Here is a 13,092-nt window from a genome sequence, read left to right as displayed (position 1 = left end):
GATTTGTTTTGGGCCGAACGCCGATGCCTGCGAAGGGTGATCAGTTTGCGTCGGGATCAAAGAAGTAGGGTATTACGCGCGGCTCGGCGAAGGGCGAGATTTCGTAGAGGACGAGATCGCCGATGACGCGGCGGTGGAGATGCAGGTCGGAGTCCGGCGGGAGGGTCTGGGGTTCGTCGCGGTCCAGCTTGTCGGCGAAGACGACGACGGCGCGGTCGTCCACGCGGACCAGCAGGTGCATGGTGAACGTGGAGAAGATGTGTTCGTAGGAGAGGCCTTGCGGGCAGACGTTCCTGGGCAGGTGGGCGAATGCCAGAGCCTGGCCGAATCGGTCGCTGAAGGAGCGCCGGAATTCCTCCTCATTTCGGCAGACCCACTCGGGCTTGAACCCCTTCTCGAGCTCCTCCCGGTAGACGGCGAGCATGCTCCGCTTCGGGCCGACGACGTAGGATCGCACGGCCGGGCGCTCGGGGCGGGTGAACTCGTACACCTGCCATCCCGCGTAGATGCTCATAGCAAGCGCGGCCGCGAGGGCGGCAACGAACCGCCAGGGAGATCGAGGACTTGCACTCATCCGGGGCGCGCGGGTGCCGCCTGCGGTCGCGGCCAGTGCCCGGTTCAGTACGTCGTCCGCGCGCTCGGATTCCACACGGGGAGGTGCGAAGACTCGGCGGATCTCGGCGTCGATCCTGTCCTGGTGCTGGAGTTCGCGACGCAACTCGGGATCGGAGGCGAGCCGCTGCTCAAATGCGCGGCGCTCGTCCTCGCTCATCATGCCGTCGTGATAACGGTCGAGCTGGTCATCGATGGGAATGTTCGGGTCCAGGCTCATCCGTTCCCCTCGGTCCAGTTGTGCTGCGGCTGCGCGATTTGGCGCAGGCGCTTGCGGAGAATCTGCCGGGTCCGGTGCACATGGCTCATGGCGGTTCCTTCAGGTATCTCGAGCAATTCGGCGATCCGGCCATAGGGCATGTCCTCGACGGTTCTCAGGATAAGGCAGGCTCGCGCCGTATCGGAAACGTCCTCCAGTGCCGTCAGAATGCCGTGCTTGAGGGCGCTGTTGCCGGGCGCGGGAGTTTCGCCCGCATGGGCACGATGGGCAGCGTCAGTCTGAGTGCTCGGGTCGGCGTTGTTCATGGGCCTTCTGCGGCGCTTGCGCGAGTGATTCAGGCCGACGTAGCGAACGATCTGGGCCATCCAGGCGACAAAATCAGTACCGGGTTGAAACTCGTGGAGCTTTTTCAGGGCGACTACGGCGGCCTCCTGGACGATGTCGTCCGCTTCTGAGGCGCATGAGGACGTACCTACGGCGACAAACCAGAGGGACCGGTAAGCCCCGCGGAACGCGTCGGAGAATTCGTCCATTCGCAATGGCAAGATGGCGGGGATCTAATCTGGCCAATCGACCCGTCGGGCTACCCCATTGAACAGCCCTCATGGAGAACAATGTCCCGGAGCCCCCGGATTATTGCAACTTGACGCTTTCCGCACGGTTACCCTCGATGTGGTCAGAGAAGAGAGCCGTCGTTCGTCTCCGATGCGCGTCCGTTTGTGAGACACGAACGTGCGGATTCTTTGAGACCAAGTTTCGTTTATGCGCACCAATCCCTACACGATCGGCGATTGCGTGGTAGAATAATGGGGCGAGTTGACATTGAGTATCTCGGCGCGGACGCCGTTCATGGCACGTTGATTGCTGGACAGAACGGCGAGAGGCGCGGATGGGTACCGCGACGGGCCGACGGGGCCGGAGTCAACCCCGGAACGTATTCTCCGATTTCGAATCGGAGACGGAGTCTCAAGAATGATGGGGCTGGGCATGGTTCGCAAACAGGGATGTGGCAAGCGAGGTTTGGGGGCCGGTCTCGGGGGCCTCACGCTGGCATCGCTGGAATCCGGGGAGACGGTGCGGATCGAGTCGATTGACTGCGGTTATCTGCACTGCAAGCGACTCGCTGACCTCGGGTTCACGCAGGGCATGGAGCTGACCATGGTGCGCGCGGGTTGTCCGTGCATTGTACGGCTCGATGGTCGATGCGTGGGGCTTGGGCGGCGCCATCAGGCCTGCATCCGGATCAGCCGAGTCGTGCAGAAACTTCCGGGCGAACACCTTCCCATTGCCGGCGCCGCTTGATCGCGATCGTTGTTCGGGCCGACGCGAATCGCAAACGAATGCTGCATTTGCCGGGATGACGCCGGTCGGCCGAAGGGTCGTCCCGGTTCTTCGATGATCGATGAGCCATCTTCCTCCCAGCCCCAACCCCGCGACGGCTGACGCGCCGCGATCTCCCGCAAACGCAAGTCAGGTCGTATACCAGCGCGCCGCATTCGTGGCCCTGGTCGGAAATCCCAATACGGGCAAGACCACGCTGTTCAACGCGCTTACGGGTTTCCGGGAGCGCGTCGGAAACTATCCGGGCGTGACCGTCGACAAGACCGTCGGCATTCTTCGGCAGGGCGGAGACGGGCGCAAGGTCGAAATCGTGGATCTTCCAGGTGCGTACAGTCTTGCGGCCGGTTCGGCGGATGAGGCCGTTGTTCTGGATGTGCTGCTCGGCGCTCAGGCGGACGTGCCCGCGCCGGACGTGATCGTTGCGGTGATCGATGCGACCAACCTCGGGCGAAGCCTGTTTCTCGTGAGTCAGCTCCTGGAGCTGGACCGGCCTGTGGTCACGGCGTTGAACATGGTTGATCTGGCCGAAGCAACGGGCGTCACGATCGACGCCGCGGCGTTGTCGCGCGAGCTTGGCGTTCCCGTTGTGCCGGTGGTTGCACGAACGCAGAAGGGCGTCGCGGAACTCATCCAGGCGGTGGTTGCGTCCATCGGCGGGGAGCCTCCTCCGCGGCAGGTCACGTTGCCGGAAGAGGTCGCGGCCGAGGTCGCCGGATTCCGGGCGTTTATCGCCCAGTTCGGGAACGGGGGGGGCCATGTATCCGAGGCCGAGGTGCTTCAGGCCTTGCTGGACAGCGGGGGCTATCACGAGGAGCGCATCAGCCGGCGGTACGGCGCCGAAGCAGAGGTCGAGCTTCATCGGCGGCGGTCGGTCTTTGAGGGCAAGGGTGTCCCGCGCGGAGAAATCGAAGCGCGGATCCGCTATGCGTGGATCGATCGTGTTCGACGAAACGCGCTCGTGCGTCGCTTTCCGGCACCGGCGTCGTGGTCGGAGCGCGTCGATCGCGTGCTGACGCATCGCGTGCTGGGGCTGGCCGTGCTCATTCTGCTCATGGGAGCGGTATTCCAGTCGATCTACGCGTGGGCGGCGCCGATCATGGACGCAGTGGACACGGGGTTTGCCTGGTCGGGGACGGTGATCGGTCCCCTGCTTCCTACGGGAGCGCTGCGCAGTCTCGTGGTGGACGGCGTGATCGCCGGCGTGGGGGCGGTGCTCATCTTTCTGCCGCAGATTCTGATCCTGTTTCTTTTTCTGGCGATATTGGAAGACTGCGGCTACATGGCGCGGGCGGCGTTCCTGCTGGATCGCTGGATGGGTCTGGTCGGGCTGAGCGGCAAGTCGTTCATTCCGCTGCTTTCTTCTTTTGCCTGCGCCGTACCGGGCATCATGGCGACACGGACGATCGAGGACCGGCGCGATCGGCTGATCACGATCCTGGTCGCGCCGTTGATGAGTTGCAGCGCGCGTCTGCCGGTGTACGTGCTGCTCATCGGGGCGTTCGTTCCGTCGGTGTGGATCCTGGGGGGATTGCTGAACCTCCAGGCGGTCGTGCTGCTGTCGATGTACGTGATCGGCGTTATCGCGGCGGTGGGGGTCGTGCTGCTGCTGAAGCGAACGATCATGCGCGGCCCGCCGCAAGCGTTCCTGATGGAGTTGCCTTCGTACAAATGGCCGTCTGTGCGAACCGTATTGCATCGGGTCGTCGGGCAGGGGAAGGCCTTCGTCTCGTCCGCCGGGACGATCATTTTCGCCGTGACGTTGATCATCTGGGCGCTGGGATACTATCCTCGCCCGGCTTCGATTGGCGAGAGGTTCGAGCAGATGCGGGCCGAGGCGGCGGCGACGTTTGAAGAAGGCAATGGGCAACAGGCAGCGAGAGGAAGCCACGGAGCCACGGAGCCACGGAGCCACGGAGGGGAAGATCGAAGAAGGCACGAAGACACGGAGGCACGAAGGCACGAAGGGGAAGTGCAAACGACGCATAAAGTCGAAGCGCAGTCGCTGGATGAGCGGCTGGCGGAAATCGACCACCTGGAGTCGGGGGCGTATCTGCGGCACAGCCTGCTGGGGCGGATGGGGCAGTGGATCGAGCCGGTCGTGAAACCGCTCGGCTGGGACTGGCGGATCGGGACGGCCGTGATCGCATCGTTCCCGGCACGCGAGGTTGTCGTCGCCACGATGGGCACGATCTACAATCTTGGAGGCAACGAGAACGAAGAAAGCGTGAGCTTGCGGGAGAAGCTGCGGTCGGCGACCTGGCCGGACGGTTCGCCGGTTTTCAACATCGCGGTTGCGCTTTCCATTATGGTGTTCTTTGCGCTTTGCTGCCAATGCGGCGGCACGCTGGCCACGATCAAGCGAGAGACAAGGAGCTGGACGTGGCCGATCGTGACATTCGTGTACATGACTTCGCTGGCGTACGTTGCGGCGCTGGCCACGTATCAGTTGGCCTCGCACTGGGTGTCGTGAATGATCGGTGACATCATTGCCATTTTGCTTGTGCTTGCCGCGGCGGTTTACGCCGCACGGTGGATGTGGCGCTCCATGCGCGGCGACGCGGGGTGCGGGTCGTCTTGCGGAGGCTGCGCGTCCAGCGGCGATCAGCGTGAAACATCGCGTCAGGTAAAGGTGATTCCGCTGGTGACCGTCAACGTTATGCATCCTGAAGGCGTCAATCCGGCGGAAGCCGGGATTCAAGACCGGATTCCAGCACATTCCTCTGGATTCCGGCCTGCGCCGAAGTGACGTGCTCGGCAGCCCCTCTAGCCGTCAGCGAATGGTCGAATGGCGCCTCGGAAGCTGGACCAGAAGATGGCGCGTCGGGGGGACGTACCCTACGTTTCTCCGCGTTCGCAACTCCGCAAGCATCACATTCGCTCGAGCGTCTCGATGCCCAGCAGGTGCAGGCCGAGCTTTAGCGTGCGGGCGGTGAGGTCGCAGAGGCGCAGGCGGGCATTTCGCGTGCTCTCGGGTGTTGCGTCAATCACGCGCACGCCGAGCTTCTTGTCGTAGAAGCGGCTGAAAGCGCGGGAGAGCTCATAGAGGTAGTCGGTCAACAGATTCGGGCGGAGCTCCGCGGTCACGGCGCGCAGAACATCCGGGAACTGAAGCAGTCGCTTCGCCAGAGCGACCTCGGCCGGGTGCTCCACCGGCAGCGGCGCATGTGCGTCCAGCGACGACCACTCGATACCGGCCTTGCGCCCGATGGAGCGGACGCGGGCGTAGGCGTAGAGCATGTACGGGGCCGTGTTCCCTTCGAGCGACAGCATGGTGTCGAGGTCGAACTTGTAGTCGCTGGTGATGGCATGGGAGAGGTCGAAGTACTGGACGGCGGACAGCCCGACCGTTTCGGCGATGGCCTTCCGGTGTGACTCGTCGAGGTCGGACTCGGCGGCGCTCTCGGCCGAAGAGGCATCCACAACCTGCCGCGCGCGGGCGACGGCTTCGTCGAGGAGGTCCTTGAGCTTGACCGTTCCGCCCTCGCGCGTTTTGAAGGGGCGTCCGGACTTGGCCAGCATGCTTCCGAATCCGACGTGTTCGAGGGCCACGGAGTCATCCGCGAAGCCCAGCTTTCGGGCAGCCTCGAAGACCATCTCAAAATGCTGCTTCTGGGGGAGTCCTACGACGTACACGATTCGCGTGGCGTGGAGCTGCTCGATGCGGTGGATGATCGCGGCGAGGTCGGAGGTGGCGTAGTTGTAGCCGCCGTCGGCCTTGCGGACGATGAGGGGCAGGTCGTTGCCCTCACGCGTCTTGAATCGTTCGCCGAGGAAGACGCACAGCGCCCCGTCGCTTTCGTCGACGTACCAGTCTCTGTCGCGTGGGCGGCCGGTGGATTCATCTTTCTGACGAATTCTCTCGATGCGTCGAATGACCTCGTCCATCAGGTCGGTGTAGAAGCTCTCGCCGCGGTCCTCGAGCCGCACGCCGAGGCGGCGGTAGATCTCGTGACAGTGGCGAAGGGATTCGTCGCAGAACGCGCGCCAGATCTTGCGCGTACCGGGATGGCCTTTCTGCAGTGCGACGACCGTATCGCGGGCTTCTTTGCGAAATTCCTCGTCGGCATCGAAGAGGTTCTTGGCCTCGACGTAGAACGTCTCCAGATCGCGGATGACGAGCTCTTCGGGGCGATCGGCGACATCCGGGCGAACGCGGCGCAAGAACGCGACGAGCATGCCGAACTGCGTGCCCCAGTCGCCGACGTGGTTCTCGCGGTGGACCGTGTGGCCTTCAAACTCGAGGACGCGGCAAATGCAGTCGCCTATGACCGTGCTGCGGAGGTGGCCGACGTGCATTTCCTTGGCGAGGTTGGGACTGGAAAGATCGACCGCGACGATCTCGGGATGCTCGGCGGGCGGAACCCCCAGACGGTCGACTTCGCCTTCTTTCGCAGCGGGGATCGACGCGAGGACTCGGGACAGGTATTCCGGCTTGAGGCGGAAGTTGAGGAACCCCGGTCCGGCGATCTCCACGGGCTCGCACACGTCGTCAATCTTGAGGTTCTCGACAATGGCCTGGGCAAGATCGCGCGGCTTCTTGCCGAGTTGCCGGGCCAGACCCATGGCGCAATTGGATTGGTAATCGCCGAACTTCTCGTCCTGCGCGGGGCGCAGCAACGGGTCGGCGTCCGCGGCACCCAAGGCCGTCAGAGCCTGCCGCATACGAACGTCGAGTTCCTCTTGTGGTGAACGCATGGCGGGCATAATGACCGCAGCGCGGGGCGTCCGCAACCGTGCGCCCGCGGGTCATAAGCAGACAAGCCGCGAAGGCCTTTACCTCCGCGGCTTGCGTAAGTCTGTTTCGAGCGGCGTCGGCGCTGAAGGTCGGCCGTACGCGAGATGGTGGCTACGCCGAGAAGCTCGATCCGCAGCCGCAGCTCGAAGTGGCGTTCGGGTTCTTGAACACGAACCCGCGTCCCATGACTTCGTCCTTAAAGTCGATTTCGGTGCCGTCAAGGTAGAGGTGGCTCTTGGGGTCGCAGATGACCTGGACGCCGTGCTGGTCCCAGGTTTCGTCCTGATCCGACTTGCTCTCGGTCAGGTCGAGCGAGTAACTGAATCCGCTGCAACCGCCGCCCTTGACGCCCACGCGAAGGTACAGCGGCTTGGCTTCTTCGTTGCTGCTCCGCGCGGCTTCGTTCTGCTGCTCGATGATCTGGCTGACCTCTTTCGCGGCCCGTTCCGTCAACATGACCATGACGTTGTTCTCCGATTCAGATCAATGCTCTTGTATTGGCCCGATTCTCCGGTCCGACCAATTGTATACACGGGACGCGAAAAATTCAGCGCCCGGGATTTCCGCCTGATTCGTGGGCGGACATCGGCCCCGGGGGAACTCCAGACAAGCGGTCCGCCTTGCGACCCGCCATCACTTCGGAACACGCCAGAGTCCAGGAAGCAGGCAAACGCGGGTTCTGGATTTCGGTTATCGCCGGAACGACCCGCCCCCTTTTCCATCGTCATTCCACGGCCGGCTGACGAGGTGTTTGCGGACCTAGCCCGCGCTCGTATGCTTCTCCTATGGAGCGTCCTGATCTGAAGTCGGAATCCTCTGCAACGGAACCAGTTGCCATGCAACGATGGACGGATTTCTTAAAGTCTCAGATTAGCTCGACCGGTGCGGCAGCGATCGCGGAAGGCGAGTCGCCGGTTGCCCGGTTCGGCGCGCTTGATGAGGAGTATGCGCTGCTCGGTTCCGGGCCGGCGCTGGTCGACCGATCGAACCGCACCATCCTGAGCGTTCGCGGGGCCGACCGCGCCTCGTGGCTGCACAATCTCACCACGAATCACGTGAAGACGGTTGGGGCAGGAGAGGGCAATTACGCGTTCGTGCTCAACGTTCAGGGGCGCATTCTGTTCGATGTCGGTCTGCTCGTCGGGCGAGAGGAAATCCGACTCGATCTGGATTGTCGATTTCTAGACACCGCCCTGAGGCACTTGGAAAAGTACACGATCACCGAGGATGTCGCGATCGCGGCGATGGGAGACGAGTGCGTCCGGATGGCGCTGGTCGGCGAGCGGACGCGCGAGCTTCTGGCCGGGGAGGGTTTGCCGCAAGCGGCCAATCTCGCCGTCTGGTCGCACGGGGAGGCGAAACTGTGCGGCGTGCCGGTCACCTTGTTCCGCAGCGACTTTTCCGGCGCGTATGCGATGGAGCTGATCGTTCCGGTGGGCAAAGCGGTCGAGCTCTGGCAGTGGCTGACGGACGGCTCGCGAAAAATGCCGGCCGGTCCGGTGGGCAGCGAAGCGCTGGACGTGCGGCGGATCGAGGCGGGTGTGCCCTGGCCGGGGCGGGAAATCATCGAGGAATATCTTCCGGCGGAGACGGGGCAGTCGCGGCGGGCGGTCAGCTACAATAAGGGGTGCTATCTCGGGCAGGAGGTCGTGGAGCGGATGCGTTCGCGCGGCGTGGTGGCGCGGCGGCTCTGCGGGTTGCTCGTGGAACCGGGCGATGTGCTGGCGGCGCCGCAGGCGATTCTGGATGAAGCCGGTCAGACGATTGGAACGATGACCAGCGCGGCGCGATCGCCCGCCCGGCCGGAGATCGTGGCCCTCGGGTACGTGCGAACGGTGGCGCTCGGTGCGGAGAAGGTCGTCATGATCGGCGGGGGCGAGGGGTCGCAAGAGCACCCGCGTTGTGCCCGGCTGGCGGAGCTGCCCATCGCGTAGCAAGCAGAGCGCGTGCGGTCCGAGCGCCGGCGCGAAGGCACGAAGTCGACATTCAACATTCACCCAACGGAGAATCCGCGATGAATGGGAAAGTTGTCGTGGTGACGGGCGGAGGCCGGGGAATCGGGCGGGCGGTGTGCGAGCGATTCGCCGCGGCCGGGGCGCAGGTGGTGGCGGCGTCGCGCTCGGTGAAGGAACTCAAGGAGACGGCGTCGGCCATCGAGGCGTCGGGCGGGAAGTGCTATTTCCAGGCGGCGGACGTGTGCGCCCCGGGTGACATCCAGTCGCTGATCAACGACACGGCCAAGCAGTTCGGACGGGTGGACATTCTGGTGAACTGCGCGGGGGTCGCGCCGAAGGGGCCCTTCGACGAGATGGAGCCAGCCTTGTTCGACACCATTCGCGCCGTGAACATCGACGCCGTCTACCACGGGTGCCGCTATGCCTGGCCGATCATGAAGCGGCAGGGCGGGGGCGTGATCGTAACGATTTCGTCCGTTGCCTCGGTCGATCCCTTCTCAGGCTTCGCCGCGTATGGGTCATCCAAGGCCTGGGTGAACCTGTGGACGCGGGCGCTCGCGGACGAAGGGCGGGCGCACAACATCCGCGTGTATGCCGTGGCTCCCGGCGCGGTGGAGACGCGCATGCTCCGCGATGCGTTCCCCGACTTTCCCGAAGGACAGGCGCTCGAACCCTCCCACGTCGCGGCCGCGGTGTTCGGCCTGTGCGGAGAAGAATTCCACTACGCGACGGGGGAGACGGTGTTTGTCAGAAGATAGCCACGAAGCGACGAAGCCACGGAGCCACGAAGGGGAAGAGAGGCAACAGGCAATGGGCAATAGGAGGGACGACGGAGTACGCACGGATGATCCCGCCTTGCTTCCTACCCAATCTTTGGCTACCGGGCGCTCATTGCCGCCTGCCGTAAGACCCTTGCATCCCCGATTTCCATACCGATCTCTACACCAAGCCGAAAGAACTCTTTCGCAGCTCTTTGTGCATTAAGGTTGTATTTGCGCACTGCTTCCCTTGCGAAACTCTGGTATTGTTTCATCATCATCCCGGATGTGCCTCGATCCTCATTCATGATCGCACACAGACCATCGACGACGTGAGATGGCAGATTAGGCCCTTCAATCCAGTGCCGCAAGTACGGTATGAAGTTGCCGTCGCGGTATATCGCGCTACCAATCTTACCGTTGGATTCAAACACTGTTTCCGGCGATTTGCCGCTATCCGTTTCAGTGTAGTCCGTATCCTGGAAGAGCCGCAGACGCACTTCTGGGACCGCATTTCGGTCCAGGAGCGATGTGACGAGTTCCTCCATTGCATCGGCGCCCGCCTGCCAATTGTCGCTGGAAGGCATATCAGGGATGCGTGCATATAAGTCCGTTTCAGACTGCGTTAATTCGATTTGTTTCGGCGGCATGTACCTCATCAGCGAATCTCCTTCTTCAAGCTGTTGTTGTGGGCCGGGCAACGCCTACAATTGCCCCGTCGCCCATTGCCTACTGCCTATTACCTATTGCCTCTCTGTTCTTCCCGAACACAAACCCCTCCCCGGCCGCGTCGATGGTGATGTGGTCGCCGGGGGCGAACTCGCCGCTGAGGATGCGCCGAGCCAGGGGGTTTTCGATCTCCTGCTGGATGAGTCGCTTGAGCGGGCGGGCGCCGTACGCCGGCTCGTAGCCGTCGCGGGCGAGCTTGTCCATGGCGGCCGGCGTGAGCTCCAGGGACATGTCGCGGTCGGCCAGTCGCCGCGTCAGGTGCCGCGTCTGAATCTCGACGATCTTCACCAGGTCGCCGCGGGAGAGCTGCCGGAAGATGACCGTCTCGTCGATGCGGTTGAGGAACTCCGGCCGGAAGTGCTGCTTGAGCACTTCGCGGACTTTCATCTCGATTTCGATGTCGAGTAGCGTATTGTCTTCGGCAAGCGAGGCGTCGGAATTGGAGGCGACTTCGTCGCCGCTTGTCTGCGCAGGCTTCATGCTGCGGCTCGCGCCTTCGCCGGTTTCGTCGATCATCTGCTGGATGTACTCGCTGCCGAGGTTGCTGGTCATGGCGATGATCGTGTTGCGAAAGTCCACGGTGCGGCCGTGGCCGTCGGTCAGGCGGCCGTCGTCGAGCACCTGGAGCAGCACGTTGAACACGTCGGGGTGGGCCTTCTCGATTTCGTCGAGGAGGATCACGCAATAGGGGCGGCGGTGCACCGCTTCGGTCAGGCGCCCGCCTTCCTCGTAGCCGACGTAGCCCGGCGGGGCGCCGATGAGTCGCGCGACGCTGTGCTGCTCCATGAACTCGCTCATGTCGATGCGGACGAAGGCCGACTCATCGTCGAAGAGGAACTCGGCGAGCGCTTTGCACAGCTCGGTCTTGCCTACGCCGGTCGGGCCGAGGAAGAGGAACGAGCCGACCGGGCGGTTCGGGTCGCCCAGTCCGGCGCGAGATCGCCGTACGGCATCGGACACCGCGCGGACGGCTTCATCCTGGCCGACGACGCGATCGTGCAGGCGATCCTCCATGCGCATGAGCTTCTCGATTTCGCCTTCGAGCATGCGGGAGACGGGGATGCCGGTCCACTTGCTGACGACCTCGGCGATTTCCTCGGCCGTGACTTCCTCGCGCAAGAGTCCGCCGCCGGCGGCGTGGAGCTCGGCAAACTTGATTTCGCGGTCGCTCAGCGTTTGTTCGAGTTCGCGGAGTTCGCCGTAACGGATGCGCGCGGCGCGTTCCAGATCACCGCGGCGCTGGGCGTCGTCGAGCTCGTTGTGCTTGGCGTCGATGGCCTGCTTGACCTCCTTGATGGATTCGAGTTGTTTCTTTTCGTTCTCCCACTGGGCGGAGAGTCGGCCGTTGTCTTCCTGTAACTCGGCGAGCGATTTCTGGACCTGCTCCAGGTGGCGGCGGCTGCCCTCGTCCTTTTCTTTCTTGAGGGCTTCGCGCTCGATCTCCAGTTGCATGATGCGGCGGCGGAGTTCGTCGAGCTCGCTGGGCATGGAGTCGTTCTCGATGCGCAGGCGCGAGGCGGCCTCGTCGACGAGGTCGATGGCCTTGTCGGGGAGCTGGCGGCCGCTGATGTAGCGGTGCGAGAGCGATGCGGCAGCAACGAGGGCGGAGTCCTCGATCTCGACCTTGTGGTGCGCCTCGTAGCGCTCCTTGAGGCCGCGCAGGATGGCGATCGTGTCCTCGACCGAGGGCTCACCGACGAAGACCTGCTGGAAGCGGCGCTCGAGGGCCGCGTCCTTCTCGATGTGCTCGCGGTACTCGTCGAGCGTGGTGGCACCGACGAGGCGCAGCTCGCCTCGGGCGAGCATCGGCTTGAGCATGTTGCCGGCGTCCATGGCACCCTCGCCGGAGGCGCCGGCGCCGACCATGGTGTGCAGCTCGTCGATGAAGGTGATGATCTGGCCGTCGCTGGCCTTGATCTCCTCGAGGACGGCCTTGAGCCGCTCCTCGAACTCCCCGCGGTACTTCGCCCCGGCCACCATCGCGGGAAGGTCGAGGGCGATGAGCCTCTTGTCGCGCAGGCTCTCGGGCACGTCGCCGTCGACGATGCGCTGGGCGAGGCCCTCGACGACGGCGGTCTTGCCGACGCCGGGCTCACCGATGAGGACGGGGTTGTTCTTCGTGCGTCGCGAGAGGACCTGGACGACGCGACGGATCTCCGAGTCACGACCGATGACCGGGTCGAGCTTGCCGTCGCGGGCCATCTGGGTCAGGTCGGTGCCGTACTTCTCGAGCGCCTCGCCGACCTCCGCCGGGGTCTCCGAGGTGACCTTGCGCCCGCCCCGCATCTGGTCGATGGCCTTCTCCATGTCGGCGGCGCCGCGCTTCTCGACCGCGGCCAGGTGGCCCGTCTCAGCGAGGGCGAGCCAGAGCAGGTCGACGGCGAGGAAGCTGTCGCCCTTCGCACGCATGAGGGTGTTCGCTCGGTCCAGCACGGTCATCGCCTCGCGGCCGAACGTGGGACCCTGGGCGGCTCCGGAGGTCTTCGGCAGCGACCGGAGACGCGCGTCGGCCTGGGAGAGCACGTGCCCCACGCCGGTCCCGGCTGCGGCCAGGAGGGCGTCGGCCTGCGTGGTGTCGAGCTGTGCGAGAGCGCTGGTGATGTGGTCCGGGGTGATCTCCGGGTGACCGGCGCTCTGGGCGGCTCGCTGAGCGAGCGCGAGGGCCTCGGCCACCTTGTTCGTGGGCTTGAGCTCCATGGTGGTTCAGGTCTCCTAGTCGGTGACAGTGCGCGTAGTTGACAG

11 protein-coding genes are annotated in these 13,092 nt (G+C 64.0%); 5 read left to right on the top strand and 6 right to left on the bottom strand.

Going from position 1 to position 13,092, the window contains the following annotated elements:
• Positions 1 to 40 precede the first annotated feature (40 nt).
• Positions 41 to 832, bottom strand: a complete 792-nt coding sequence (locus J5J06_02775; protein MCO6435994.1) for a hypothetical protein — start codon at positions 830 to 832, stop codon at positions 41 to 43.
• A complete protein-coding gene (locus tag J5J06_02770; GenBank protein ID MCO6435993.1) occupies positions 829 to 1,365 on the bottom strand; it encodes an RNA polymerase sigma factor in 537 nt (178 codons plus the stop codon). Before J5J06_02770 ends, J5J06_02775 begins: the two co-directional genes overlap by 4 nt.
• A gap of 439 nt (positions 1,366 to 1,804) precedes the next feature.
• On the opposite strand from J5J06_02770, the gene J5J06_02765 reads away from it, so the two are divergent.
• The 3 genes from J5J06_02765 to J5J06_02755 all read left to right on the top strand — a co-directional run bounded on the left by J5J06_02765 (position 1,805) and on the right by J5J06_02755 (position 4,919).
• Complete coding sequence (locus tag J5J06_02765) at positions 1,805 to 2,134, top strand: ferrous iron transport protein A (protein ID MCO6435992.1); 330 nt, start codon at positions 1,805 to 1,807, stop codon at positions 2,132 to 2,134.
• Between the two features lie 100 nt (positions 2,135 to 2,234).
• Positions 2,235 to 4,643: a ferrous iron transport protein B gene (gene feoB / locus J5J06_02760; protein MCO6435991.1), complete on the top strand. Its 2,409-nt coding sequence runs from the start codon at positions 2,235 to 2,237 to the stop codon at positions 4,641 to 4,643.
• Complete coding sequence (locus J5J06_02755) at positions 4,644 to 4,919, top strand: FeoB-associated Cys-rich membrane protein (GenBank protein MCO6435990.1); 276 nt, start codon at positions 4,644 to 4,646, stop codon at positions 4,917 to 4,919.
• Between the two features lie 122 nt (positions 4,920 to 5,041).
• On the opposite strand, the gene argS is transcribed toward J5J06_02755, so the two are convergent.
• Together argS and J5J06_02745 are read right to left on the bottom strand one after the other, a co-directional pair.
• A complete protein-coding gene (gene argS / locus J5J06_02750) occupies positions 5,042 to 6,868 on the bottom strand; it encodes an arginine--tRNA ligase (protein ID MCO6435989.1) in 1,827 nt (608 codons plus the stop codon).
• A 151-nt stretch (positions 6,869 to 7,019) separates the two neighbouring features.
• Positions 7,020 to 7,370 (bottom strand): iron-sulfur cluster assembly accessory protein, encoded by a 351-nt coding sequence (locus tag J5J06_02745; protein ID MCO6435988.1) that lies wholly within the window; start codon positions 7,368 to 7,370, stop codon positions 7,020 to 7,022.
• Positions 7,371 to 7,744: 374 nt separating this feature from the next.
• Here J5J06_02745 and J5J06_02740 point away from each other — a divergent pair, with 374 nt between their 5' ends.
• Positions 7,745 to 8,842: a folate-binding protein YgfZ gene (locus J5J06_02740; protein ID MCO6435987.1), complete on the top strand. Its 1,098-nt coding sequence runs from the start codon at positions 7,745 to 7,747 to the stop codon at positions 8,840 to 8,842.
• An 80-nt stretch (positions 8,843 to 8,922) separates the two neighbouring features.
• Entirely contained in the window at positions 8,923 to 9,621 is a 699-nt protein-coding gene (locus J5J06_02735) for an SDR family oxidoreductase (GenBank protein MCO6435986.1), read from the top strand.
• 119 nt (positions 9,622 to 9,740) lie between these two features.
• Here J5J06_02735 and J5J06_02730 read toward each other — a convergent pair whose 3' ends face one another.
• The gene (locus tag J5J06_02730; protein ID MCO6435985.1) at positions 9,741 to 10,280 is read right to left on the bottom strand and encodes a hypothetical protein; all 540 of its coding nucleotides are present in this window, start codon (positions 10,278 to 10,280) and stop codon (positions 9,741 to 9,743) included.
• Between the two features lie 70 nt (positions 10,281 to 10,350).
• Complete coding sequence (locus J5J06_02725) at positions 10,351 to 13,047, bottom strand: AAA family ATPase (GenBank protein ID MCO6435984.1); 2,697 nt, start codon at positions 13,045 to 13,047, stop codon at positions 10,351 to 10,353.
• Between the last annotated feature and the right edge of the window lie 45 nt (positions 13,048 to 13,092).

The organism is Phycisphaerae bacterium (assembly GCA_024102815.1).
Classification (GTDB): domain Bacteria; phylum Planctomycetota; class Phycisphaerae; order UBA1845; family UBA1845; genus JAGFJJ01.
The sequence above is the reverse complement of the archived record's forward strand: the minus strand, read 5'-3'. Positions and strand labels throughout refer to the sequence as shown.